The following is a 23,562-nucleotide window of genomic DNA, read 5'->3' on the forward strand; positions in this document are numbered from 1 at the left end:
GGACGCTGTCCCCCTGCACCCCCTGCCAGGGTCCAACCGGACCCTGGACCGGGAGGTTTCAGGTGGCGCCAGCCAAGGCGGCGTGGAGCACGCCGCCAGCGCGCATCCAGGCGACTTCGCGCAGCGTGTCGACGCGGCAGGTCAGCGGCGCCTCCACCACCGCGCCATCGCGTCGCGTCACACGCAGCGTCACCGCCATGCCGGGGCGGAGCCCTTCGGCCAGACCGACAACGTCGAAACGCTCGCTGCCATCCAGCCCCAGCGTCGCCCGCGTGGTGCCCGCCGCGAGTTGCAGCGGCAACACGCCCATGCCGACGAGGTTGGACCGGTGGATGCGCTCGAACCCCTCCGCCACCACCGCGCGGATGCCGAGCAGGCTGGTGCCCTTCGCCGCCCAGTCGCGGGACGATCCCGTGCCGTAATCCTGCCCCGCGATGACGATCATCGGAGTTGATTCGTCGCGGTAGCGGCCCGCCGTCTCGAACACCGTCGCCACCTCGCCGCTCGGCTCATGCCGCGCGAAGCCGCCCTCGCGATCCACCATCTCGTTCCGGATGCGCGGATTGGCGAAATGCCCGCGCAGCATCACCTCGTGGTTCACCCGCCGCGCGACAAAGGACGAAAAATCCTTGTCGGGGACACCGATGCCGCGAAGGTAATCCGCCACCTCGCCACGCCGGGGAATGGTCCCGCCCGGGGAGATGTGGTCGGTGGTGATGCCGTCCCCCAGCAGCAGCAGCGCACGGGCGCCGATGATGTCGCCGGCCGCCGGCGCGGCGCCATCGAAGAAGGGCGGCTTCAGGATGTAAGTGCTGGCGGGGTCCCAGGCGAAGGTGGGGCCGCTGCCGCCGGTGATGGCGCGCCAGGCGGGATCGCCGGCGGTATCGGCATAGCCGCGGCGAAAGGCATCGGCGGTGACGAAGCGCGCCAGGGTTGCCGCCAGTTCGGCGGGATCGGGCCAGAGGTCGCGCAGGAATACCGGCGCGCCGTCCTCATCCTCGCCCAGCGGGTCGCTCTCCACATCGCGCAGGACCGACCCCGCGATGGCGCTGGCCACGACCAAAGCGGGCGATCCGATATAGGCGGCGCGGACCTGGGGATGGATGCGCCCCTCGAAATTGCGGTTGGAGGACAGCACCGCGGCCGCCACCAGCCCGTCCCGATCGATCGCCGCGGCGGCCTGGTCCAGCAGCGGGCCGGAGAACCCCGCGCAGGTCATGCATCCGAAGCCCGCCAAGTGGAAGCCGAGCGCATCCAGGCTGTCCTGCAACCCGGCATCCCGCAGGTATTCCGCTACCACGCGCGAGCCCGGGGATAGGGAGGTCTTCACCCAGGGCTTCGCCCGCAACCCCCGCCGCACCGCGTTCCGCGCCAGCAGCGCCGCGCCGATCATGGCGGCGGGGTTGGAGGTGTTGGTGCAGCTCGTGATCGCCGCGATCACGACATCGCCGTGCTGCAGCGGGCGGTTGGCGCCGAGGCCTGGCATGGGCGTCTCCGCGACCTGGGAAAATCCCTCGCGCAGACTGGAAGGAACGTCGCGCAGCGCGCGCCGGTCCTGCGGGCGCTTCGGGCCGGCCAGGGCGGGCTCGATGGCGGCAAGGTCGATCTCCAGGCCGTCGGTGAAGACGACGCCGTCGCGGTCGCTACCCCAGATCCCCTGCGCCTTCGCATAGGCCTCGGCCAGGGCGATGTCGGCCTCGTCCCGCCCTGTCAGGCGGAGGAAGCGGATCGTCTCCGCGTCGATCGCGAAGAAACCCATGGTCGCGCCGTATTCCGGCGCCATGTTGGCGATGGTCGCGCGGTCCGGCAGCGGCAGCGCGGCCACGCCCGGGCCGTGGAACTCCACCAGCTTGCCGACCACGCCCTTCGCGCGCAGGCGTTGCACGACGGCCAGGACGAGGTCCGTCGCCGTCACCCCGGGCCGCAGCGCGCCCACCAGGCGGCAGCCCACGACGTCGGGCACCGGCATGAAGATCGGCTCGCCGAGCATCGCCGCCCCGGCCTCGATCCCCCCCACGCCCCAGCCCAGCACGCCGAGCGCGTTGACCATCGGCGTATGGCTGTCCATGCCGACCAGCGTGTCGGGGAAGGCGTGCCATTCGCCATCCCGCTCCACGCTCCACACCGGGCGGGCCAGGTGTTCCAGGTTGACCTGGTGAACGATGCCGGTTCCCGGCGGCAATACACGAAAGTTGTCATAGGCCTGCTGCGCCCAGCGGATCAGCGCGTAGCGTTCGGCGTTGCGTTCGTATTCCAAGGCGAGGTTGCGCGCGAAGGCGTGCGGAGATCCGCTCTCATCCGTCGCGACGGAATGATCGATCACCAGGTCCACCGGGATGCGCGGGTTGATCCGTTCGGGCGCCGCGCCGCGCGCCACCATCGCATCGCGCATCGCGGCGAGGTCCGCCAGCAGCGGCACGCCGGAACTGTCGGGCATCAGCACGCGGACGGGGTGGTAGGCGATCTCCCCCGCGCCGCTGTCGGGCCAGGCGGACAGCGCGGCGATATCGGCCGCCGTCACGCTCTCCCCATCCTGGTGCCGCAGCAGGTTCTCCAGCAGGATCTTGATGGAGACGGGCAGCCTGGTCAGGCCAGGGTCCAGCGCCCGGATCGCATAGGCGCGATCACCCACCACCAGGACAGCCATGCCGCGCTTCCCCCATCGATTGGGGAAAACCTAGGCGCGGCCTGCGCGTCACGCCAGCAGGCGGCGCGCATCCTCCCACAGCGCGCGCGCCAGCTCGGCGGCGGGCTCCGCGCGGGCCAGCATGGCGGATTGCCCGGCCCAGGCCTGCATCCGGTCGATGTCGCCCGCCGCCACCGCCGCATCGCGCATCGCCTGGGTCAGGCCGCGCTGCACGGGATAGGGCGCGGGCGGCGGTGCGTCCGGCGCGGCGGCGGCCTTCACATAGGCGGTGGCGATGCCCCGGCCCGCGCGGCCGCTGAAGGCGCGGGTCACGGCGGTGCCCTCCGGCGGCGTCGTCGCCAGCGCATCGGCCCAGGGGGCGGGGATCCGCGCTTCCGGGCAGCGCAGGAAGCCGGTGCCGATCTGCGCCGCGGAAGCGCCCAATGCCAGGGCCGCCGCGACGCCACGGGCATCCGCGATGCCGCCCGTGGCCACCACCGGCACGCGGACGGCGTCCACCACCGCGGGCAGCAGGGCGAAGAGGCCGACCATCGCGGCCTCCGCGCGCGCGGCTTCGAAGGCGCCGCGATGGCCGCCGGCCTCCATGCCCTGCGCCACGACCACATCGGCGCCGGCGGCCTCGGCCTCCCGCGCCTCCGCCACCGTGCTGACGGTGGCCCACCAGGCGATGCCGCGTTCCTTCAGCCGGGCGACGAAGGGCGCGGGATAGACGCCCATGATCGAACTCACCACGGCGGGGGCGGCCTGCAGCAGCGCCTCGCATTGCGCCTCGAAATCGGGCGGCGTCGCATCGGCGGCTTCCGGCGGCACGGCGGGGCCCCAACCGCCCAGGAACTGCCGCAGCGCTTCTTCCCGCACCGGGTCGCGGGCCGGTGGTGGATCGGGGATCCAGAGGTTCATCTGGAAGGCGCCGTTGGTGGCGCCGCGCACGCTGCGTGCCCAGTCCAGGATGGCATCCGGCCCCATCATCAGCGCGCCGCAGGCGCCCATGCCGCCGGCCTGGGCGACGGCGATGGAAAGCCCGGGCGGGCAGGTGCCGGCCATGGGGGCCAGCAGGATCGGGATGCGCAGGCCGAAGCGGGCGCAGAAGGCCTCCGCGCGGGACAGGGGGCTCATCATCGCGTCACGCGCTCCACGCCCATCGGCAGGGCATCCAGGCGCCGCATCGCCGGCGTCTCGAACAGGTTGGGATCGGCCAGGTAGGCTTCCGCCATCGGCATGGCATCGGCGCCCCAGAACAGCTCATCCCCCACCGCCAGGGTCGGCACGCCGAAGACGCCGCGGCCGATCGCCTCCGCCGTCGTCTCCCGCAGCCTTTCCTTCGCCCCGGTCCCGGCCACCAGCGCGGCGGCATCCTCCACGCCGAGCTGCGCGGCGAAGGCCGTCGCCTCCACCACCGGGTCGCGGCCTTCCGCCCAGATGAAGGCGAAGGCGGCGGAGACGACTTCCGGCGTCGCGCCCAGCGCCGTCACCAGGCGCAGCGCCTCCAGCGACCGGAAGGGATGGGCGGGGGGGAAGCGCAGCGCGCGGCCACCCAGGAACTGCACCTGGCGATAGGTCTGCCGGCGCTTCGGCGCGATCTCCGCCGGGCCCAGCTGCCCCCAATGCGCCAGCACCGCCCCCAGCACGATCGGCTTCAGCGTGACGGGCCGCCCGAGCGCGCCCCCCAGGGCCAGCACGCGCGGCAGCGCCAGGTGGGCGAAGGGGGAAACGAGGTCGAAATACCAGTCGAGGGTCACGGCGGAGGGCGTCATGCGGCATCCATCGGCGGGGGGCCATCCGGCCCGTCCAGCAGGGACAGCACCTTGGCCACCAGCGCCGCGGCTGAATAGGGCTTGCCGAGCAGTTGCACCCCCTCATCCAGCCGGCCGTGGTGGATGATGGCGTTGCGGGTATAGCCGGTGGTGAACAGCACGGGCAGGCCGGGGCGGCGTTCCAGCACGGCAGTGGCCAGCTGCCGGCCGTTCATCGGCCCCGTCAGCACCACGTCGGTGAACATCAGCGTGATGCCGGGATGAGCTTCCAGCACCGCCAGCGCCTGGGGGCCATCGGCGGCGGCCACCACGCGGAAGCCGCCTTCCTCCAGCGCCGTCACGGCGAAATCCCGCACCATGTGGTCATCCTCCACCACCAGCAGCAGGCGGCCGGCGCCGTCGCGCGCCATCGCCGGCAGCGCCACCACGGTCGGCGCATCGGCCGGCAGGTCGCCTTCCCGCAGCCGGGGCAGGTACAGCTTCACGGTCGTGCCATGGCCGGGTTCGCTGTAGATCGCGGCATGGCCGCCGGACTGCTTGGCGAAGCCGTAGACCTGGCTGAGCCCGAGCCCCGTGCCCTTGCCCACCGGCTTGGTGGTGAAGAAGGGCTCGAAGGCCCGCCCGGCCACCTCCGGCGGCATCCCCCCGCCGGTGTCGGAGACGCAGATCGCGACATACTGGCCCGGCCGCACCTCCTCCCGCCCCGCCGCATAGGCTTCGTCGAGATAGGCATTGGCGGTCTCGATCGTCAGCTTGCCGCCGCCCGGCATCGCGTCCCGCGCATTCACCGCCAGGTTCAGCAGCGAGGATTCGAGCTGGTTCGGGTCCGCCAGCGCGCGCCAGAGGCCGCCGGCCAGCACCGTCTCCACCGCCACATCCTCCCCCAGCGTGCGGCGCAGCAGGTCCGACATGCCGGCCACCAGCCGGTTCGAATCCACCGCCTCCGGGGCCAGGGGCTGCTGGCGGGAGAAGGCGAGCAGCCGCGCGGTGAGGGAGGCGGCGCGCTGCGCACCCTCGATCGCGCCATCGATGCCGCGGCGGATGCGCGTATCGGTGGCGTCGTCCAGGCGGCGCTTCACCAAGGTGAGGTTGCCGAGGACGACGGTCAGCAGGTTGTTGAAGTCATGCGCCACGCCGCCGGTCAGGCGGCCCACGGCTTCCATCTTCTGCGCCTGGCGCAGCTGTTCCTCCGCCCTCTCGCGCCCCGTGGCGGCGGCGATCAGGCGGGCATTGGTCTCCGCCAGGTCGCGCGTGCGTTCCATCACGCGCATCTCCAGCGCCTCGTTCAGCCGCCGCAGCTCCTCCTCCCGCGCATGCAGGACAGCGGAGGCGGCGGCCAGCGCGTCGCCGATCTGCGCGACTTCCCGGATGCCGCTCGCGACCGGGGGCACCACGGCGCCCTCGCCCATGGCGCGCGCGCTGGCGGCCACATCCTGCAGGGGGGCGGCGATGCGGCGGCCGAAGGCAAGCGCCAGCAGCAGGGACACCAGCGCCAGCAGCGCGCCGGTCGCCACCAGCAGCAGCAGGGACCGGCGCAGCGGTTCCGCCAGCGCATGGTCCGGCACGCCGACCGCGACGCGCCAATCCGCCAGCGAGGTCCGCACATAGGTGCCGAGCACCGCGCGCCCATCGGCGGTGGTGCCGCGCCAGGTACCGTGCCGCCCCCGGGTGTTGTCGCGGAGGTCCTGCGTGGCCTGGCGGCCAACGAATTCATCGTGCCGGCTGTTGCGGGCCAGGATCGTGTCGTGCCCATCCACCACAGCCACCGTCCAGCCCTCTGGCAGGCCTTCGGTCGCCAGCACGTCGCGGATGCGCGTCACCGGCAGGCTGAGGCTGAGGAAGGCCGGCCCCTCACCGGGGTGCAGCGGGGAGATCTGGATTTCCATGGCGAAGAGCGCTTCCCGCTCCGCCGTGCCCTGGAACAGGCCGGAGACCATGGTCTGCCGCGGCCGCGCGCCATCCGCCTGCGGCGCGGGGAGGGTCGTCGCGAGCTGCGGGGCGCCGAAGGGCAGGCGCGCATTGACCAGCCGGCGGCCCGCGGAATCCCGCAGCACGGCGGTGACGCCGAGCCTGTCCTGCAATTCCACCATCTGCGCATGGAAGGCCGGCAGATCCCCGTGCCGCAGGGGCTGGGACAGGGTGATGAGGTTCAGCATGGCGGACAGCCCCGCCAATTCGCGGTCCACCGCCACGGCGGCGCTGCGGGCGGCGGCCAGGGCCTCACCCTCCAGCCGCGCGCGTTCCACGTTGCCGACGCGCCACAGCAGGCCGGCGACGAAGACCAGGATGGGCAGCGCCAGCACCGCGGCGAAGAGCGCGAGGTGCCATTGCACCGGCCGGCCGGGAGTTTCCGCCCGGGACTTCGTCCCGCTGGGCGATTCCCCCGGGGGCTTCGGGCGCAGGGGCAACGATATCGTCACGGTCAGCCCCCGGCGAGGATTGGGTTCGCGCTCACCGCAGCCTCCATGCCCCGCGCCCCGCATGCGGGCAAGCGCGAGGGGGCGCGCCCCGCAACGAAACGCGCCTCCTCACCGGGGCGTGATGGGGGGGCGTGATGGGGGGGCCTATCCCTGGAAGAAGGGCAGGATTTCCGCCAGCACCTCCTCCGGCGCGTGTTCCGCCAGGTAATGCCCGCTGCGGACGGCGCGGCCGGACAGCGGGCCCGTGACGTAGTCGGCCCACACCGGCAGCACGTTGTCGAACACCGCCTGGGTATGGGACAGCCGGCCCCACAGCACATGAACGGGACAGGCAAGGCGCTTCCCCGACTCGTAATCGGCATTGTCCATGGCGAGGTCGAGCGTCGCGCAGGCGCGGTAGTCGGCGCAGGAGGCGCGGATGGTCTTCGGCGTGAAGCAGCGGACGTATTCGGCGACGGCGCGCGGGTCGAAGATCGACATGCCCATGCCCTTCTTGCCGATCTTGCGGGCCATGAACCAGTCGGCGGGCACGGATTCCATCATCCGCTCCGGCAGCCCTTCCTCCTGCGGCATGAAGACCCAGTGCCAGGACTTCATCGCCCAGTCCTTGGTGATGTTCGCATAGACATGCCGCTGGGGCAGGATGTCCATGATGGCGGCGCGGATCACGGCATCAGGGTGATCGAGCCCCATGCGGTGCGTCACGCGCCCGCCGCGGTCATGGCCGCAGACATTGAAGCGGGCATGGCCGAAATGCGCCATGACGGCCACCGCATCCTGCGCCATGGCGCGGAAGGTGTAGTCGGCGGCATCGTAATACGGCAGCGACAGGTCGCCGGGCCCGGTGCTGTCCCCATAGCCGCGCAAATCGATCGCCACGCAGTCGAAATGCTTCACCAGTTCCGGCGCCATTCGGTGCCAGATGACGTGGCTTTGCGGGTTGCCGTGCATCAGCAGCAAGGGCGGGCCGGACCCTGCGCGGCGGGCACGGATGCGGGCGCCGCCCGGCGTTTCCACGAACTGGTCGGACCAGCCGGGCAGGAGATCGTCGCTCATGGTGTTTCCCCCTCCCGCGCTTGCCGCAGGATGGTGGGGATCATGCCACCGCCACGGATCAGCGCCACATCCCTGGCCGTATCCAGAGCCGCGGTGGCGGTGCCGTGCTGCACGCGGCCATCGGCGCGGTGGATCGTGATGGCGATGGAAGCGCGCGGCACCAGCGCATCCGGGTCCAGCGCCACCGCGACGGTATCCCCGGGCACCAGGCCGAGCGTCGCCGGCCGCCATCCCTCCGGCAGGCGCAGCGGCAGCACGCCCATGCCGATGAGGTTGGCGAGGTGGATGCGTTCGAAGCTGTTCGCCAGCACCGCCTGCGCCCCCAGCAGCTGCGCGCCCTTCGCCGCCCAGTCGCGGGATGACCCCGTGCCGTAGCGTTCGCCGGCGATGATCACCACCGGCGTTTCCTCCGCCGCGTAGCGCGCGGCGGCGCGCCAGGCGGGCAGCGTCTCGCCGCTCGGCGCATGGATGGTGTGGCCGGGGGCGGCGCCGGGCGCCAGATGGTTCACCACGGTGCGATTGGTGAACAGGCCGCGCAGCATCACCTCCCAATTCCCGCGCCGCGCGGCATAGACGTTGAGATCCCGCGGATCCTCGCCGCGCTCCACCAGCCAGGCCGCGGCATCGCTGCGGGGCGGGATCGCGCCGGCGGGGGAGATGTGGTCGGTGGTGATGTCATCGCCCAGCACCAGCAGCGGATGCGCCGTGAAGGCCCCGGCCGGCGGCGGCGACAGCGTCACGAAGGGCGGCGGGCGGAGATAGGTGCTGGCGGCGTCCCAGGGGAAGCGCGCCGTGGCCGGCGCCACCAGCCCCGCCCAGGGGCCGGCGGCCTCGGCCTCCCGCGCCGCTGCCTCCACATCGCCAGGGTCCATCGCGGTGGCGAGCAGCGCCTCCACCGCCGCGGCGCTGGGCCAGAGATCGGCCAGCGTCACGGCGCGGCCATCCGTGCGATGGCCCAGCGGATCGCGCGCGATGTCGATGCCCGCGCGTCCCACGATGGCATGCGCGACGACCAGCGGCGGGGAGGCGAGCAGCGCGGCATCGATCTGCGCGTGGACGCGCCCCGGAAAATTGCGGTTGCCGGACAGCACGGCGATGGGCTTGAGGCCCTGTTCCTCCACCGCTTGCGCCACATCGGGCAGCAGCGGCCCGGCATTGCCGATGCAGGTGGCGCAGCCATGGCCGACGATGGCGAAGCCAAGCGCCTCCAGGTCATCGAGCACGCCGGCGCGCCGGAGGCGCCGTTCGGCGGCGGGCGAACCGGGCGTGAGCGACGCCTTCACCCAGGGCCGCGTCGAGAGCCCCAGCGCGCGGGCCTTGCGCGCCAGCAGCCCCGCCGCGATCAGCAGGCCGGTGTCGGTCGTGTTGGTGCAGGAGGTGATGGCGGCGATCGCCACGGCATCGGCCGGAATCGTGTCCGTCGCCGCGCCACGCATCTGGGCCAGCGCGGCGGGCACGGCCGCCGTCTCCAGCCGGTCCTGCGGCCGCCGTGGCCCTGACAGGGAAAGCCGCAGCGTGGACAGATCGATCTCGATCATGTCCGTCACGCGCGGATCGGCATCGGGATCGGCCCAGAGGCCATTGGCCCGCGCATAGCCTTCCACCAGCGCGACCTGGCCCGCATCCCGCCCGGTGGCGCGAAGGAAATCGAGCGTCGCGCCATCGATCGCGAAGCAGCCGGTGCTGGCGCCATATTCCGGCGCCATGTTGGCGACCACCGCGCGCTGCATCGCCGTCAGCGTCGCCGCGCCGGGGCCGAAGAACTCCACGAATTCCCCCGCGATGCCGGCGCGGCGCAGGCGTTCGGTGACGACCAGCGCGAGGTCCGTCGCCAGCACGCCATCCGGCAGCGCGCCCACCAGGCGCACGCCGAAGACATCCGGGATGCGCAGCGCGACAGGCACGCCGAACATCACGCCCTCGGCCTCGATCCCGCCGACGCCCCAGCCCAGCACGCCGATGGCGTTCACCATGGGGGTGTGGCTGTCGGTGCCGACCAGCGTGTCCGGCACGGCCCAGGACTCGCCACCCCGTGTCTCCGTGGTGACGACGGTGGCCAGGCGTTCGAGGTTGATGCTGTGCATGATGCCCGTGCCCGGCGGGAAGACGCGAAAGCCCGTGACGGATTGCGATGCCCATTTCATGAAGCGGTAGCGCTCCGCGTTGCGCTCCATCTCCCGCGCCATGTTGTGGGCCAGCCCCGCGCGCGTCCCCGCCAGGTCCACCGCGACGGAATGGTCGACGGAGGTCGCGACGGGCACCGCCGGGTTGAGCCGCGCGGGATCGCCGCCGGCCTGCGCCAGCACGTCCCGCATCGCCGCGATATCCACCAGCGCCGGGCCGCAGGTGGTGTCGTGCATCAGGATGCGGCCGGGGGCGAAGGGGATTTCTTCCGTGCTGCGGCCGGTCTCCAGCCAGGCCAGCAGCGCGGCCTGGCCGGCGCGGGCGGTCTCCGCATCGGCGCAGCGCAGCAGATTCTCCAGCAGGATGCGGTGGGACCATGGCATGCGGGGCAGCGACGCGCCGGCGGCGGCGGGGAGGTCGATCCTGCGGTAGGGGCCGAGGCGGGTGGTGGGGGGCATGAGGTCCTGCGGGTGATGCGGGGGAACTCTGTTCCCTCCGTGCCCCCCATGCCAGGGGTCCATCCCAGGGGACGATCCCAGGGGTCGGCGGACCCGCTACCGGAGCTTCACGTCGATCCGGACCATGTCGCCGCGGTAGATGCCGTTGGCGATGAGGAGGGTGGTGCCGTCCGCATCCATCGCGGTGCGGTGGACGTGGGCGACGGGGGCGTTGAGGGGCAGTTGGAGGGCGGCGGCGGTTTCGACATCCGCGCTGCCGATGGTCAGTGTCTGGCGGGCTTCGGCGATGGTGATGCCGGGCAGGCCGGCGACGAGTTTCAGGCTGGTCTTGGTGACCAGGTCCTCGGCCGTGACCTTGGCGGAGAGGCGGTCATCCATCCACACATCCGCCAGCAGGAAGGGCTGCCCGTTGCGCCAGTGGCGGCGGCGGAGGTGGCGGTAGCTGGGGGCGGGCTGGCCGGCATGGACCGGCGCGACGCTGCCATCCTGGTTCGGGTGGTCGGAGAGGATCTCGATCTCCGCCCCTTCGCGGGAGCGCAGCAGGCCGTTCCAGTCGGTCTCGACATCGCACCAGAGGCGATCAGGCGGCGTGGCGCGGACGAAGGTGCCCTTGGCGCGGAAGCGCTCGATCAGGCCTTCCTGGGCGAGCTGGTCCAGCGCCTGGCGGATGGTGGCGCGGGCGACGCCGCATTCGGCCGCGAGTTCATCGACCGTCGGGATCTGCTTGCCGGCCGGCCAGGCGCCCTGTTCCACGCGGTGGCGGAACAGCGTCGCCAGCTGAAGGTAGCGGGCGACGGCGCTGCGGTTGAGGTCGGGGGCCGGGCGGGGCGATCCCGCGGCGTGGTTCATCGGGGGTGATTCACGGGGGGTGATTCACTGGTGCATGAGTCGGGCGGGCGTGGTTCATGCGGGCATCCGGGCGTCGCCGCGCGGAAGCGGGCGGGGACCGACGCTAATCGGGCTTCGGGCGAAAGGCCACATCATTCGCCTTTCGCCGCTGGCCCCGCTTCGGGCCCGCCCCTGGGCCCGGTTCCCGTTTGGACCCGGTTCCCGTTGCCCAGGTCAGGCGCCTGCGCGCATGACCTTCGGGATTTCCTCTCGGAACCGGAAGCGCAGCGCGGACCAGGTATCGTCCAGCGCAATCTGCGTGACGGGCAGAAGGCCTTCGGTGGTCAGCGGGTCCCAGCCATGGTCACGGTCGAGGTCGGAGCGCACCGGCCCGGTTTTCTTCGGGTAGGCGAACCACAGCCGCGCCCCGATGCCGTAGAGGTTCAGCGCGCGCGGCGCGACCGAGCGCAGCGTGGCCTTGTCCGCGGCGAAGGCCAGGATGAGGTCCGCAGCGGCGGTTGCCCCGTTCGGCAGTCCAAAGGTCATTCCCTGCGGGGCACCCAGTACCGCGCAGGCCATCCCCGGGCGGTAGCCTAGTTTGCGCGCCACCTCCCCGATCACGACACCCATTCGAGTCTTTTCCGTCACCGAGTTGCCATCAGAGAAGGCGGTCTAGCGCATAAGTGGGCGGCTTGCATGCATTCAATGGGCAGGTCCGCCCTGCGTTTTTTGTCATCTTTGTTCAAAACACCCGAATTCGGCTTCTGTTCCTGACTTATCCACACATCATCGTCCGATCATATACGAAGCCATGCGTGACCCTCCCATGAAGGGATTGCCGTCGCGCGCCGACTCCGGGCGGAGGGCGCGCTTGCCCCGGCGCGCCGGGGCGTGGCAGGGGGGCGTGGATGGATGCCTCCCTTTCGCGCGTCACGATCGTGACCGTCACCTGGGCCAGCGAGGATGCCATGCGCGGCTTCCTGGCCGCGCTGCCGGCGGGGGTCGCGCTGGTGGTGGTGGATAATGCCAGCCCGGACGGGACAGTGGCGGCGGTGCGCGCGGCGCGGCCGGGGGCCGTGGTGGTGGAGAACACGTCCAACCTCGGCTTCGGGGTGGGGTGCAATCGTGGCATCGACCGGGTCTCGACCGAATTCGCGCTGCTGGCCAATCCCGATGCCCGCCTGACTGCGGCCGCCATTGCTGGGTTGGTGGCGGCGGCGGATCGCTGGCCGGGGGCGCGGCTGGTGGCGCCGCTGATCCTGGACGGGGCAGGGCGGCCTGTGCGGTCCTGGAACGCGTCGCAGCTTCGCCGCCGGCGGATGGCCGGGCGGCGGGATGGCGAGCCCTGGCCGGAGGGCGCCTTCTGCGCCGACTATGCCTCCGGCGCCTGCCTGCTGCTGCGGCCGCAGGACGGGCTGCGCTTCGATGAGCGGTTCTTCCTGTTCTACGAGGATGACGACATCTGCCTGCGCGCCGGCGGCGTGCTGGTGGAACCCGCGGTGGGCGTGGCGCATGAGGGGGGGCGATCCTCCGGCGGGTCCGCGCGCGTGACCTGGCGCAAGGCCTGGCACATGGCCTGGTCCCGGCTGCTGTTTCTCGACCTGCATGGGGGGAGGGTGCGGGCGGAGGCCTGGCGCATGGCGGCGCGGCATGGGGGGAAGGCGCTGGGGCACGCCGCGACGCTGCGGGGGCGGAAGCTGGTGGGGGATCTCGGCGCGCTGGCGGGGACGCTGGCCTGGATCGGCGGGCGACGCAGAGCGCTCTGACTTCGGGGATCGTCCAGCCAGGGTGAACGGTCCGTCCTGATCGTGCCGCTTCAAGGCGCGGGCGGGCGGTGCCATCTCCCGGCCCCCTGCCCCCGGAGGTCCGATGCGCATCACCTATCTGTTCGATCCGCTCTGCGGCTGGTGCTACGGCGCCTCCTCCGTGCTGGAACGCATCGCGGGGGAGGCGGGGTTCGCGCTGGACCTGCTGCCGGTCGGCCTGTTTGCCGGGGATGGCGCGCGGGCGATGGAGCCTGGCTTCGCCGCCTATGCCTGGTCCAACGACCAGCGCATCGCGCGCCTGACCGGCCAGCCCTTCAGCGAGGCCTATCGGCGCCAAATCCTGGCCGATACGACGCGGCCCTTCGATTCCGGGCCGGCGACGCTGGCCCTGGCCGCCGTGCCGCCCGAGCGGGGGCTGGAGGCGCTGCGCGCGATCCAGGCCGCGCGCTATGTCGAGGGCCGCGACACCACGGATACCGACGTGCTGGCCGCGGTGCTGGCGGCGCTGGGGATGGAGGAGGCGGCGCTGCGCCTCCGCGCGCCCGATGAGGCGCTGATCGGCGCCTGCCGCGGCCAGATGGCGGAGGGGCGCGCGGCGATGCGGCGCTTCGGGATCACCGGCGTCCCCGCGCTGCTGGCCGGCAGCGGCGACGCCCGGCGCGCCGTGCCGGCGAATGGGCTGTTCGGTGATGCCGATGGCCTGATCGCCAGCCTGCGCGCGGGCTGACCTGCGCGTTCACCCCCCCTCACCAGGAGAGAGACCCGATGACGACCATGCCCGGTACCACCGCCGCCCGCCCTGGGGCCCGCCGCTGATGGGCGCGAATCTCGACCTGATCCGCGCGACCTATGAGGGATCGTCAGAGGAGAATGGCCGCAACCTGCTGGCCGCCCTGGCGCCGGATGCCGAATGGACGGAGGCGGAAGGCTTCCCCTATGCCGGCACCTATGTGGGCCCGGCCGCGATCATCGCCGGCGTCTTCCAGCGCCTCGGCACCGAATGGGTGGATTACCGCGCGACGGTGCACAGCTTCATGGAGGATGGCGACCGCGTCGCCGCCTTTGGCGTCTATTCCGGCACCTACAAGGCGACCGGCAAGGCCATGCGCGCCGAATTCGTCCACCTCTATGAGGTGCGGGACGGGAAGATCGCGCGCATGCGGCAATACGTGGACACGGCGATGGTAAGGCAGGCGATGACCGCCTGACGGGGACGGCCTCAGCGCGGGCGGAGCACGACCACCGCCTCCACCGTCGCCGGCACCACAACATCCTCCGCCACCGCGACCGGGGCGGGGCCACTGCTGGCGCGCATCGCGGCCATGGGGCGGGGGGCGCGGTCCGGGGCATCGACGCGGACCTCCCGCAGCCCCGCCACCGCCAGGCCGAGCTGCGCGGCCAGCGCATCGGCGCGGCGGCGCAGCGCATCGAGCGCCAGGCGGGACGCTTCCTCCCGCGCCGCGCGGGCGGCATCGCGCGTCAGCGTCCAGGTGAGGGATTGCAGCGCCAGGCCCTGGGATTGCAGTGCGCCGGCCAGGTCGAGCAGGGAAGGAGCCTCCCCGCCCCGCAGCGTGACGGATTGCGCGGCCTGCCAGGCGCGGCCTTCCTCCTGCCGTCCGGTCCAGTAGCCGCCGGTCGAGACGCGGACCGAGGCCGTGGCCTGCGCGCGGGTTACGGCGGCGGCGATGGCGCGGTTCACCGCTTCCTGCGCCGCGGCGGCGCTGGGGGCACGGGCTTCGGCGCGGAGCGTCGCCACCACCTCATCCGGCGCGCGGGACACCTCCGCCGTCTCCGACAAATGCAGCGTGGTCTCGATGGGCTGCGCAGCCGGTTGCGCGGCGGCCAGGGCGGGAAGCGTGGCGAGGGCGGCGCCGAGGATCAGCAGGCGGCGGTGCATCGGGCGTTGTCCTGGGATGGCGATCGGCGCGACGCTACAGCCGGGGCATGGCGACATGGGGGCGGCGGCGTGGCGATGTTCGGAAGGCGGTTGACGACTTCGCGATGCGGACGGACGCTAGGTCCCTTCCAAGCCGCCGGAGAACCACGCCGCATGCGTAACCTCGCCCTTGCCGCCCTTCTCGCCCTGGCGGCGCCGATCGCGTCCCGGGATGCGGAAGCCCGGAACTTCACCTGGGCGTTCAACGCAGATGTGCTGACGCTGGATCCGCACAGCTCCAACAACACCTTCACCAACACCTTCATGGGCAATGTCTATGAGGCGCTGGTGCGCCACAACGACCGGATCGAGATCGAGCCGGCGCTGGCCGAGAGCTGGGAGCGCACGACGCCGACGATCTGGCGCTTCAATCTGCGGCGCAACGTGGTGTTCCACAACGGGGAAAGCTTCGACGCGGACGACGTGGTCTTCACCTGGGCGCGGGTGAATTCGCCGGGCTCCATGGCGCGCGGTCTGCTGGGCGCGATCAAGGAGGTCCGCAAGGTCGACAGCCATGTGATCGAGATCGAGACGCATCGCCCCTTCCCGATCCTGCCGGCCTCCATCACGCAGTTCTTCATCATGGATGAGGGCTGGAGCCGCGCGAACAACGCGGCGGAGGCCGCGAATCTGTCCGGGCAGCAGGAAAGCGGCGCGACGCGCGTGGCGAATGGCACGGGCCCCTTCCGGATCACGGAGCGCCGGCCGGATGAACGCACGGTGCTGGAGCCCCATGCGGGCTGGTGGGACCGGCCCGTCCACAATCTGACGCGCGTGACCTTCCAGCCGATCCGCAGCGCGGCGACGCGGACGGCATCCCTGCTGTCGGGTGCCATCGATGCGAATGTGGAGGTGCCGCTGCAGGACATCCCGCGCCTGCTGCAGGACAACCGCGTGCAGGTGATCGAGGGGCCGGAGCTGCGGACCATCTACCTCGGCTTCGATCATGAGCGGGACGAGCTGCTGTATTCCGACGTGCGCGGCCGCAACCCGCTGAAGGATCGCCGCGTCCGGGAGGCGATCTACCGCGCGATCGACGTGAATTCGCTGGTGCGTTCGGTGATGCGGGAGAAGGCATGGCCCGCGGGGATGATGGTGAGCCCCTTCCTGACCGGCGCGCCGCAGGATTTGAACGGCCGCCTGCCCTTCGACCCCGATGGTGCGCGGCGCCTGCTGGCGGAGGCCGGGTATCCGCAGGGATTCACCGTCGGCATCGTCTGCCCGAATGACCGCTACGTGAATGACGAACGCACCTGCCAGGCGATCGCCGCCATGCTGGCGCGCGTCGGCATCCGCCTGCAGTTGCAGAGCGAGCCGACCGCGGTCTGGTCCCGCCGCACGGCCAACCGCGACTTCTCGATCTACCTGCTGGGCCATGCCGGGCTGCCGCTGGCGGACAGCTATTCCACGCTGAACGAGGTGCTGCGCACGGCGGGGCGGACGACGGGCGGGCTGAACTACGGCCGCTGGTCCAACGCCGCCTTCGACGCGCTGGTGGAGCGCGCGGCGGAAGCGGCGGATGAAACGGCGCGGCGCGGCTTCATCCGCGACGCGCTGGCGATCGAACGCGCGGAGATCGCGCATGTGCCGCTGTTCCAGCAGCCCATCGCCTGGGCGTCCCGGCGCGGGATCGACCTGCGCCAGGCGCCGGACAACCGGCTGCGGCTGTGGCTGGTGAAGGTGGAGTGAGGCGCCACGCCACCTCCTGCCATGAAGGCGCTGGACGATCTGCTGCTGCTGCCGAACGTGCTGCGCGTGTTCCGACGCCATCCCGTCGATCCCGCCTGGTACCTGTTCAAGGAGGGCTGGCCGTGGAGCGGCGTCTGGGCGATCCATCGCCGGGCCGACATGCACGGCACGGAAGGCTTCTTCTGGGGACGGCGCCAGTGGCTCCACTTCGGCGGCGACATGCCTCCGCTGATCCCGTTCTTCTGGCTGTGGATGACGGTGGCGCGGCGGCGATGGCTGAAGGCTCACGCGCATCGGATGCCGCGGGCGATATGGCGGGGCGGGCTGCGGCTCGACGACGAAGCGCGATCAACGAATGACTGACTGACTGACCAGGAGACTCCATGACCGATCTTCTCATCCGCGGCGGTGTCGTCATCACCATGGACACGACGCGCCGCGTCATCGATGACGGCGCCGTCGCCATCAAGGATGGCCGCATCGTCGCTGTCGGGCCGACGGCCGAGGTCGTCGCGGCGCATCCCAACGCGACCACGGTGATCGAGGCCAAGGGCCGCGCGATCCTGCCGGGCCTCATCGACGGCCATGCCCATGCGGGGCATGGGCTCGTGAAGACCATGGGCAACAATGACGGCGCCGCCTGGTCGGAGGCGTGCCGGATCATCTACACCCTCGCCTCCCCCCCTTCCTTCTGGAAGGCGGAGGCGATGCTGGCGGCGCATGAGAGGCTGCGCTTCGGCGTGACCACGGGCGTCTCGCTGCTCGGCGGTGGCGACAGCATCGGGCGCGTCGATGACCCGGCCTTCGCCGATGCCCATGCGACGGCCACGGAAGCCGTCGGCATCCGCAGCATCCTGGTGGTGGGGCCGACGCGGCCGCCCTTCCCGCGCCCCTATGTCGGGCCGGATGGGGTGGAGCGTCCGGTGAGCTTCGAACAGCAGCTGGAGACCATCACGGCCGCGCTGGAAGCCTGGCACGACAAGGGGCGCGTCAAGCTGGCGACGCTGATGCCCGTGTACCGCGAGGCGAAGCACGATCCCGCGAAGGTCAAGGAGATCGAGCGCCAGGGGCGCCTGGTGCGCGATATAGGCAAGAAGCACGGCGCCTGGTTCCACCAGGACGGGCATCGCCAGGGCAGCATCGAGATGGCGGACCGGATGTTCGGGCTGATGGGCCCCGACAGCTGGCACAGCCACTGCACCGATCTGACGGATGCGGATATCGAGACGCTGGTGAGGACCGGCGCATCCGTGGTGCACAACCCCTCCGCCATCGCCGCCGTGCGGGGCTACTGCCCGGCGCCGCGCATGATGCAGGATGGGGTGACGGTGATGATCGGCAGCGATGCCACAGCGCCCGACCGCAGCGGCGACATGTTCCGCCACATGTTCCAGTGCATCCGCTACCACCAGCGCCACTTCCGGGACGAGACGATGATCCCGCCCGGCAAGGCGCTGGAGATGGTGACGATCGATGCCGCGAAGGGCATGGGCCTGGATGCGGAGATCGGCAGCCTGGAGGTCGGCAAGAAGGCGGATGTCATCACCGTGGACCTGACCGGGCCGCACATGGTGCCGGCCAACATGCCGGTGGCACGCGTGGTCTATTTCGCCAACGGCCATGACGTGATGGATGTGGTGGTGGACGGCCAGGTGCTGATGCGGGACCGCGTGACGCCACACCTGGATGCGACGGAAATCGCGACGGCGGCGTGGCGTGAGGCCGATGCGATGCTGGAGCGGTCCGGCCTGCGGCACATGACGGTCGAGGATCCGGGCTGGGGCAAGGTGAAGCGGTAGCATCTGCCCCGCGCGCGGCGCGCTGGCCGCGCGCGACAGGCTGGGTGATGATCCTCCCCGGAAACGCCACCGGGAGGTCAACACCCATGCCGCAACGCCGCGCCCTGCTTGCCAGCGCCTTCACCCTGCTCGCCGCGCCGTCCCTGGCGCAGGGGTGGCCGACCCGGCCCATGCGCATCGTGGTGCCGGATGCGCCGGGCGGGGGAAATGACAGCACCGCCCGCATCTTCGCCAACCACCTGGAACAGGCGCTCGGCCAGGCAGTGCCGGTGGACAACCGCGCCGGTGCCGGCGGGCGGATCGGGGTGGAGCATGCCTTCCGCAGCCCCGGCGACGGCACCACGCTGCTGCTGGGCAATGCGGGGTCCAACGGCATCAACGCGGCACTGTACCGGGACCTGCCCTACAATCTGGAAACCAGCTTCGTGCCGATCTCCCTGCTGGTGACGGGGCCGAATGTGCTGGCGGTGAATCCGAAGGTGCTGCCGGTATCGAACCTGGCGGAGCTGCTGACGCTGATCCGCAGCCAGCCGCGTGGCCATTTCAACTACGCGACGGCCGGCGCCGGGTCCTCCGCCCATTTCTCGGCGGAGCTGTTCAAGGCGATGACGGATACGGACCTGGTGCATGTGCCCTTCCGCGGCGCCGCGGGCATGGCGCAGGCGGCGGTGGCGGGGGATGCCCCCTTCCTGATCGCCAACATGGTCAACGTCATGCCCTTCATCCGCCGCGGCGAATTGCGGATGCTGGCGGTGACGAGCCTGGAGCGCTGGCCGGATGCGCCGGATGTGCCAACGCTGCACGAAAGCGGCCTCCGGGGGTTCGAGACGATTGCCTGGAACGGGCTGTTCGGGCCGCCCGGTCTGCCGGACGCCATCGTGCAGCGGCTGCTGCCGGAGTTGCGGCGGATCGGCCAACTGCCGGAGGTGGTGGACCGCATCAAGCTGCTGGGCGGCAGCATCGTGACCAGCACGCCGGATGTGCTGGCGGCGCGCGTGCGCGCGGACATCGCCAAGTGGAAGGACCTGGCGCAGCGCGCCAATATCAGGATCGACGGATGATCATCGACCGCATCGCCTTCCGCGGCATCAGCGTCACGCCCAAGACGAATTGGTGCTTCGTCGAGGTGACGACGCAGGACGGGCTGGTGGGCCTGGGCGAATGCACCCTGGCCAACCAGGAACCGCTGGTGGCGGCGGAGGTGGCGCGGCTCGATGCCAATCTGCGCGGCAGCGATGCCCGGGCGCGCAACCGCATCGCGCGCTACCTGCCGCATATCCCGGGCGGGCTGGTGGCGGCGACCGCGCTGTCCGCCTTCGACCAGGCGCTGTGCGACCTGGCGGCGCAGCGCGCGGGGCAGCCCATCCATGCCTGGCTGGGTGGCGCGCTGCATGATCCCGTGACGCTCTATGCCAACATCAACCGCGGCACCAATCCGCGCACCCCGGCGGGCTTCGCGCAGGCCGCGATGCGGGCGGTGGCGCAGGGCTTCGGCGCGGTGAAGCTGGCGCCCTTCGATCCGATGGTGTGGGAGGACGGGCACACGCCCGCCAACCGCGCCGCCTATGCGGAAGGGCTGGCGCGCATCGCGGCGGTGCGGGAGGCGGTGGGACCTGGTGTCGAGGTGATGGTGGATGCGCATTGGCGCTTCTCCGCCGGCGGTGCCGCGGCGCTGGTGCGGGACGTTTCTCCCTTCAACCTGTTCTGGCTGGAATGCCCGCTGGCGGAGGCGAACCACCGGGAGATCGCGCGCATCCGCGGCATGGCGAATGAGCGGGGGATGCGGCTGGCGGGGGCGGAGACGCTGTCGGGGCTCGCTTCCTACCGGCCGCTGATCGAGGCCGGCTGCTACGATGTGCTGATGCCCGATGCGAAACATGCCGGCGGCATCGAGGAGATCCGCCGCATCGGCGCGCTGGCGCAGACGGCCGGGATCGAGATGGCGCCACACAACCCGACCGGGCCGGTGTGCCACGCGCATTCCGTCCATCTCTGCGCCACCATCCCCAATTTCCTCATGCTGGAGGTCCAGTTCGGGGAGACGGAGGCCTTTTTCGAACTGGTCGAGGGCGCCGATCTGCGCTTCGACCGGGGCACGGCCAGGCTATCCCAGGCGCCGGGGCTCGGCGTGACGCTCGCGCCCACCACGCTGCCGGAATGGAAGCGGATGGACCGGCCCTGGCTGGATCCGAGGCTCGGATGATCCTGCCGGGGTGGATCGCCTTCAGCGTCTCCGCCGCGCTGTTCCAGTGCTGGCGGACGGCGATGCAGCAGCGGCTGCGGGACCAGCTGTCGGTCAATGCGGCGGGGGTGGTGCGGTATCTCTATGGCGTGCCGCTCGGCGTGGCGCTGGCCACGGGGTATGGGCTGGCGATGGGGTATTCGCTGCCGGCGATCGGGTTGCTGGTGCTCGGGCTTTGCGCGCTGGCGGGGTTTCTCCAGATCCTCGGCACCAATCTGCTCATCATGGCGTTCGGCTATCGCAACTTCGCCGTGGGCACCGCCTATTCCAAGACGGAGGCGATGCAGACCGCGGTGGTCGCCACGATCCTGCTGGGGGAGCATCTGTCGCTGCTGTCCTGGGCGGGCATCTGCGTCGGCGTGGGTGGCGTGCTGTATCTGTCGCTGGCCGGGCGCGGGACGACGCCGGTGGAGTTGCTGCGCGGCGTGACGCAGCCGGCGGCCTTGTGCGGGATCGGCGCGGGGTTCTGCTTCGGCTTCACCGGCGTGCTGATCAAGATGGCCAACCAGGCGATGCCGGGGGATGACCTGATCTTCAAGGCCCTGCTGATCCTGGCGATGACGAATGCGATGCAGACGGTAATGCAGGGCGGCTACCTGGCGTGGCGTGAGCCCGCGCAGTTCGTGGCGGTGTTCCGGTCCTGGCGGATCTCCGCGCAGGTGGGGACTCTGTCGGCGCTGGGCTCGGCCTGCTGGTTTTCCGCCTTCGCCTTGGCGCCGGTCGCGATGGTGCGGGCGGTGGGGCAGGTGGAGATATTGTTCACCCTCGCCTTCTCCCGTTTCTACCTCAGGGAAAAGGCGAAGCGCGCCGATGTGGTGGGCGCGCTGATCGTCGTGTCCGGCGTCGTGCTGGTGCTGCTGGGGCGCTGATTGATGATGGTCCAGGGGGGTCTCCCCCCTGGTGGATGGGGTGTGGGGAAGGCAAAGCCTTCCCCATGAATCACCCGCGCACCGGATCAATCGGCGACGCGGGAATGCCCCCGGCCTCGATCGCCTCCGCTGCCGTGAACAGCAGGTCTTCCCGGTAGCGCCCCGCCAGCAGCTGCACGCCGACGGGCACGCGCCCGACCAGCCCGGTGGTGACGACCAGCCCCGGCAGCCCCATCAGCGGCAGGCCGACCTGCGTCAGCTGCGCTTCCATGATGCGGCGGAAATCCTCGTGTGATTCCACATCCGACTGGTCGCGGAAGGGGAGTTCGGCGGAGACGGGCGTGATCGCCACCGGGTAGGTCTCGAAGAAATTCATCCAGAGGCGCACGAAATGGGCGCGCTTCTGCAGCCCGTCCATGAAGGCGTTGAGGTCGGGCGTGGGGCAGAGCGCTTCCATCTGCGCATAGACGAAGTTGGCATCGGGATCGGCTTCGTCGGCGTAGGCCTTGTTGGCGCCGCGGCGGCTTTCGGCCAGCCACAGCATGGCCTGGATGGAGGCGGGTTCGCGCAGCGGGGGCGCATCCACTTCCTCGACTGTCCAGCCGGCGGCTTCCAGGCGTTTCGCGGCGTCACGCAGCGCGGCCTCGACCTCGGGCGAGGTGGGCATGCCTTCCGGCCGGATGCAGAGCGCGGCGCGCCTGGGCGCGGCGGGGCCGGTGGCGGGGGCGTCCACCCACCAGGGGTCGCGGATGTCCCGCGCGCTCATCGCGGCATAGGACAGGCGGAGGTCGGCGATGGTGCGGGCGATGGGGCCGGACACGGCCATGAGCTGCCCGCCGACATGGCGTTCGGCGCCGCTGGCGTTCCAGGCCGGCACGCGGCCGAGCGTCGGGCGCAGGCCATGGATGCCGCAGGCATAGGCGGGGTAGCGGATGGACCCGCCGATATCCGTGCCATGCCCCACCGCGCCGATGCCCGCCGCCGTCGCCGCCGCCGCGCCGCCCGACGATCCGCCGGGGGTGATGGAGGGATCGCGCGGGTTCTTCGTGTGGCCGTGCAGGGAGTTGCGGCAGAACCAGCGGAGGCTGAAGGCGGGGGTATTGGTGCGGCCGAGCAGCACGGCGCCCGCACGGCGGAAATTGGCGACGACCGGGTTGTCCTGCTTCGCCACCAGGTCCTTCTGGATGCGCAGCCCGTTGGTGGTGGCATAGCCCTGCTGGTCGACGTTGACCTTGATGGTGACGGGCACGCCCGCCATGGGGCCAGGGTCATCCCCGCGGGCGAAGGCGGCATCGATGGCGGCGGCCTGGGCCAGCACGTCATCCGGCCGGTGGTCCACCACCGCGTTGATGGCGGGGTTCGCGGCATCGAGGCGCGCGAGGGCGTCCTTCGCGACCTCCGTAGCGCTGGCCTGGCGGGCGCGGATAAGGGCGGCGATCTCGGTGGCGGGAAGGCGCCAGAACTGGGTCATGGGGTCGGTCTCCGCGGGCTGCGCCCCATTATGGCCGCCCTCCCGCTGCCGGCCATAGCCGGCGCCGCAGAAACCCGCGTCAGTCGATCTGGTTGGCCTGGAGGAAAAGCGCCTGGGACAGGGCTTCGAAGAAGCGCTGGAACGGCGCGGGGTCCGACAATTCGTGCTGGTTCAACTGGCCGGAGGCGCGGACGATGCTGCGTGGGCCATTGCCGGCCCGCACCGTGACGGTGAAGCGCACCACGCCATTGCCGAAGCGGGTGGCGGAGACGGTGCCGAGGACAGGGTCGGCCCGATCCACGACGAAGCCGAGGTCCTGCAGCGCGGACAGGACGCCGCGAAAGACGGCAGTGCGATCCTCGGTATCGAAGGCGCGGGTGGAGATGGCGCGCTGGGCAAGCTGGCTGTTCGTGGTGGCGAGGACATGCTGGCGGCTGTCCGTCTGGCAGGCGGCCAGCAGCGGCAGGCAGGCGGCCAGGGCGAACCGCGGGAGACGGGGCATC

At 71.3% G+C, this 23,562-nt stretch carries 20 protein-coding genes; 9 read left to right on the plus strand and 11 right to left on the minus strand.

Features of this window, described 5'->3' with window-relative positions; genetic code table 11:
* Positions 1–58 precede the first annotated feature (58 nt).
* The 8 genes from acnA (ACTIE5_RS09300) to ACTIE5_RS09335 all read right to left on the minus strand — a co-directional run bounded on the left by acnA (ACTIE5_RS09300) (position 59) and on the right by ACTIE5_RS09335 (position 11,917).
* Positions 59–2,647 carry an aconitate hydratase AcnA gene (gene acnA, locus ACTIE5_RS09300; RefSeq protein WP_439549420.1) on the minus strand — a complete coding sequence of 863 codons (2,589 nt, stop codon included), beginning with the start codon at positions 2,645–2,647 and terminating at the stop codon, positions 59–61.
* Positions 2,648–2,695: 48 nt separating this feature from the next.
* Positions 2,696–3,766: an NAD(P)H-dependent flavin oxidoreductase gene (locus tag ACTIE5_RS09305; RefSeq protein ID WP_439549421.1), complete on the minus strand. Its 1,071-nt coding sequence runs from the start codon at positions 3,764–3,766 to the stop codon at positions 2,696–2,698.
* Positions 3,763–4,401 carry a 2-hydroxychromene-2-carboxylate isomerase gene (locus ACTIE5_RS09310; protein ID WP_439549422.1) on the minus strand — a complete coding sequence of 213 codons (639 nt, stop codon included), beginning with the start codon at positions 4,399–4,401 and terminating at the stop codon, positions 3,763–3,765. Before ACTIE5_RS09310 ends, ACTIE5_RS09305 begins: the two co-directional genes overlap by 4 nt.
* Entirely contained in the window at positions 4,398–6,734 is a 2,337-nt protein-coding gene (locus ACTIE5_RS09315; RefSeq protein ID WP_439549423.1) for an ATP-binding protein, read from the minus strand. Before ACTIE5_RS09315 ends, ACTIE5_RS09310 begins: the two co-directional genes overlap by 4 nt.
* A 231-nt stretch (positions 6,735–6,965) precedes the next feature.
* On the minus strand, positions 6,966–7,877 hold the full coding sequence (locus ACTIE5_RS09320) for an alpha/beta fold hydrolase (RefSeq protein ID WP_439549424.1): 912 nt from the start codon (positions 7,875–7,877) through the stop codon (positions 6,966–6,968).
* Positions 7,874–10,459: an aconitate hydratase AcnA gene (gene acnA / locus ACTIE5_RS09325; RefSeq protein ID WP_439549425.1), complete on the minus strand. Its 2,586-nt coding sequence runs from the start codon at positions 10,457–10,459 to the stop codon at positions 7,874–7,876. Before acnA (ACTIE5_RS09325) ends, ACTIE5_RS09320 begins: the two co-directional genes overlap by 4 nt.
* A 96-nt stretch (positions 10,460–10,555) precedes the next feature.
* On the minus strand, positions 10,556–11,308 hold the full coding sequence (locus ACTIE5_RS09330; protein ID WP_439549426.1) for a GntR family transcriptional regulator: 753 nt from the start codon (positions 11,306–11,308) through the stop codon (positions 10,556–10,558).
* A 213-nt stretch (positions 11,309–11,521) separates the two neighbouring features.
* Entirely contained in the window at positions 11,522–11,917 is a 396-nt protein-coding gene (locus tag ACTIE5_RS09335) for a hypothetical protein (protein ID WP_439549427.1), read from the minus strand.
* A 278-nt stretch (positions 11,918–12,195) separates the two neighbouring features.
* Between ACTIE5_RS09335 and ACTIE5_RS09340 the strand changes: the two genes are divergently transcribed.
* The 3 genes from ACTIE5_RS09340 to ACTIE5_RS09350 all read left to right on the plus strand — a co-directional run bounded on the left by ACTIE5_RS09340 (position 12,196) and on the right by ACTIE5_RS09350 (position 14,261).
* Positions 12,196–13,053: a glycosyltransferase gene (locus ACTIE5_RS09340; RefSeq protein WP_439549428.1), complete on the plus strand. Its 858-nt coding sequence runs from the start codon at positions 12,196–12,198 to the stop codon at positions 13,051–13,053.
* A gap of 103 nt (positions 13,054–13,156) precedes the next feature.
* Complete coding sequence (locus tag ACTIE5_RS09345) at positions 13,157–13,780, plus strand: DsbA family protein (RefSeq protein WP_439549429.1); 624 nt, start codon at positions 13,157–13,159, stop codon at positions 13,778–13,780.
* An 88-nt stretch (positions 13,781–13,868) separates the two neighbouring features.
* A complete protein-coding gene (locus ACTIE5_RS09350) occupies positions 13,869–14,261 on the plus strand; it encodes a nuclear transport factor 2 family protein (RefSeq protein WP_439549430.1) in 393 nt (130 codons plus the stop codon).
* A gap of 11 nt (positions 14,262–14,272) precedes the next feature.
* Here ACTIE5_RS09350 and ACTIE5_RS09355 read toward each other — a convergent pair whose 3' ends face one another.
* Complete coding sequence (locus ACTIE5_RS09355; RefSeq protein WP_439549431.1) at positions 14,273–14,950, minus strand: SIMPL domain-containing protein; 678 nt, start codon at positions 14,948–14,950, stop codon at positions 14,273–14,275.
* Between the two features lie 153 nt (positions 14,951–15,103).
* Between ACTIE5_RS09355 and ACTIE5_RS09360 the strand changes: the two genes are divergently transcribed.
* The 6 genes from ACTIE5_RS09360 to ACTIE5_RS09385 all read left to right on the plus strand — a co-directional run bounded on the left by ACTIE5_RS09360 (position 15,104) and on the right by ACTIE5_RS09385 (position 21,588).
* Positions 15,104–16,678 (plus strand): ABC transporter substrate-binding protein, encoded by a 1,575-nt coding sequence (locus ACTIE5_RS09360; protein WP_439549432.1) that lies wholly within the window; start codon positions 15,104–15,106, stop codon positions 16,676–16,678.
* A 21-nt stretch (positions 16,679–16,699) separates the two neighbouring features.
* Positions 16,700–17,041 carry a hypothetical protein gene (locus ACTIE5_RS09365; protein ID WP_439549433.1) on the plus strand — a complete coding sequence of 114 codons (342 nt, stop codon included), beginning with the start codon at positions 16,700–16,702 and terminating at the stop codon, positions 17,039–17,041.
* Positions 17,042–17,061: 20 nt separating this feature from the next.
* Complete coding sequence (locus ACTIE5_RS09370) at positions 17,062–18,477, plus strand: amidohydrolase family protein (RefSeq protein WP_439549434.1); 1,416 nt, start codon at positions 17,062–17,064, stop codon at positions 18,475–18,477.
* A gap of 86 nt (positions 18,478–18,563) precedes the next feature.
* The gene (locus ACTIE5_RS09375) at positions 18,564–19,538 is read left to right on the plus strand and encodes a Bug family tripartite tricarboxylate transporter substrate binding protein (protein ID WP_439549435.1); all 975 of its coding nucleotides are present in this window, start codon (positions 18,564–18,566) and stop codon (positions 19,536–19,538) included.
* Positions 19,535–20,680 (plus strand): mandelate racemase/muconate lactonizing enzyme family protein, encoded by a 1,146-nt coding sequence (locus tag ACTIE5_RS09380; RefSeq protein ID WP_439549436.1) that lies wholly within the window; start codon positions 19,535–19,537, stop codon positions 20,678–20,680. Before ACTIE5_RS09375 ends, ACTIE5_RS09380 begins: the two co-directional genes overlap by 4 nt.
* On the plus strand, positions 20,677–21,588 hold the full coding sequence (locus ACTIE5_RS09385; protein ID WP_439549437.1) for an EamA family transporter: 912 nt from the start codon (positions 20,677–20,679) through the stop codon (positions 21,586–21,588). Before ACTIE5_RS09380 ends, ACTIE5_RS09385 begins: the two co-directional genes overlap by 4 nt.
* A gap of 70 nt (positions 21,589–21,658) precedes the next feature.
* On the opposite strand, the gene ACTIE5_RS09390 is transcribed toward ACTIE5_RS09385, so the two are convergent.
* Both ACTIE5_RS09390 and ACTIE5_RS09395 read right to left on the minus strand, forming a co-directional pair.
* The gene (locus tag ACTIE5_RS09390; RefSeq protein WP_439549438.1) at positions 21,659–23,059 is read right to left on the minus strand and encodes an amidase family protein; all 1,401 of its coding nucleotides are present in this window, start codon (positions 23,057–23,059) and stop codon (positions 21,659–21,661) included.
* 79 nt (positions 23,060–23,138) lie between these two features.
* Positions 23,139–23,561, minus strand: coding sequence for a hypothetical protein (locus ACTIE5_RS09395; protein WP_092954757.1), 423 nt, complete (start codon positions 23,559–23,561; stop codon positions 23,139–23,141).
* Between the last annotated feature and the right edge of the window lies 1 nt (position 23,562).

Source organism: Falsiroseomonas sp., assembly GCF_051859025.1.
Taxonomy (GTDB): domain Bacteria; phylum Pseudomonadota; class Alphaproteobacteria; order Acetobacterales; family Acetobacteraceae; genus Falsiroseomonas.

Bases quoted from the DNA above. Each gene is read 5' to 3' on its own strand.
- acnA (WP_439549420.1), bottom strand. From the start codon at position 2,647: ATGGCTGTCCTGGTGGTGGGTGATCGCGCCTATGCGATCCGGGCGCTG.
- ACTIE5_RS09305 (WP_439549421.1), bottom strand. From the start codon at position 3,766: ATGATGAGCCCCCTGTCCCGCGCGGAGGCCTTCTGCGCCCGCTTCGGC.
- ACTIE5_RS09310 (WP_439549422.1), bottom strand. From the start codon at position 4,401: ATGACGCCCTCCGCCGTGACCCTCGACTGGTATTTCGACCTCGTTTCC.
- ACTIE5_RS09320 (WP_439549424.1), bottom strand. From the start codon at position 7,877: ATGAGCGACGATCTCCTGCCCGGCTGGTCCGACCAGTTCGTGGAAACG.
- acnA (WP_439549425.1), bottom strand. From the start codon at position 10,459: ATGCCCCCCACCACCCGCCTCGGCCCCTACCGCAGGATCGACCTCCCC.
- ACTIE5_RS09330 (WP_439549426.1), bottom strand. From the start codon at position 11,308: ATGAACCACGCCGCGGGATCGCCCCGCCCGGCCCCCGACCTCAACCGC.
- ACTIE5_RS09335 (WP_439549427.1), bottom strand. From the start codon at position 11,917: ATGGGTGTCGTGATCGGGGAGGTGGCGCGCAAACTAGGCTACCGCCCG.
- ACTIE5_RS09340 (WP_439549428.1), top strand. From the start codon at position 12,196: ATGGATGCCTCCCTTTCGCGCGTCACGATCGTGACCGTCACCTGGGCC.
- ACTIE5_RS09345 (WP_439549429.1), top strand. From the start codon at position 13,157: ATGCGCATCACCTATCTGTTCGATCCGCTCTGCGGCTGGTGCTACGGC.
- ACTIE5_RS09350 (WP_439549430.1), top strand. From the start codon at position 13,869: ATGGGCGCGAATCTCGACCTGATCCGCGCGACCTATGAGGGATCGTCA.
- ACTIE5_RS09355 (WP_439549431.1), bottom strand. From the start codon at position 14,950: ATGCACCGCCGCCTGCTGATCCTCGGCGCCGCCCTCGCCACGCTTCCC.
- ACTIE5_RS09360 (WP_439549432.1), top strand. From the start codon at position 15,104: ATGCGTAACCTCGCCCTTGCCGCCCTTCTCGCCCTGGCGGCGCCGATC.
- ACTIE5_RS09365 (WP_439549433.1), top strand. From the start codon at position 16,700: ATGAAGGCGCTGGACGATCTGCTGCTGCTGCCGAACGTGCTGCGCGTG.
- ACTIE5_RS09370 (WP_439549434.1), top strand. From the start codon at position 17,062: ATGACCGATCTTCTCATCCGCGGCGGTGTCGTCATCACCATGGACACG.
- ACTIE5_RS09375 (WP_439549435.1), top strand. From the start codon at position 18,564: ATGCCGCAACGCCGCGCCCTGCTTGCCAGCGCCTTCACCCTGCTCGCC.
- ACTIE5_RS09380 (WP_439549436.1), top strand. From the start codon at position 19,535: ATGATCATCGACCGCATCGCCTTCCGCGGCATCAGCGTCACGCCCAAG.
- ACTIE5_RS09385 (WP_439549437.1), top strand. From the start codon at position 20,677: ATGATCCTGCCGGGGTGGATCGCCTTCAGCGTCTCCGCCGCGCTGTTC.
- ACTIE5_RS09390 (WP_439549438.1), bottom strand. From the start codon at position 23,059: ATGACCCAGTTCTGGCGCCTTCCCGCCACCGAGATCGCCGCCCTTATC.
- ACTIE5_RS09395 (WP_092954757.1), bottom strand. From the start codon at position 23,561: ATGCCCCGTCTCCCGCGGTTCGCCCTGGCCGCCTGCCTGCCGCTGCTG.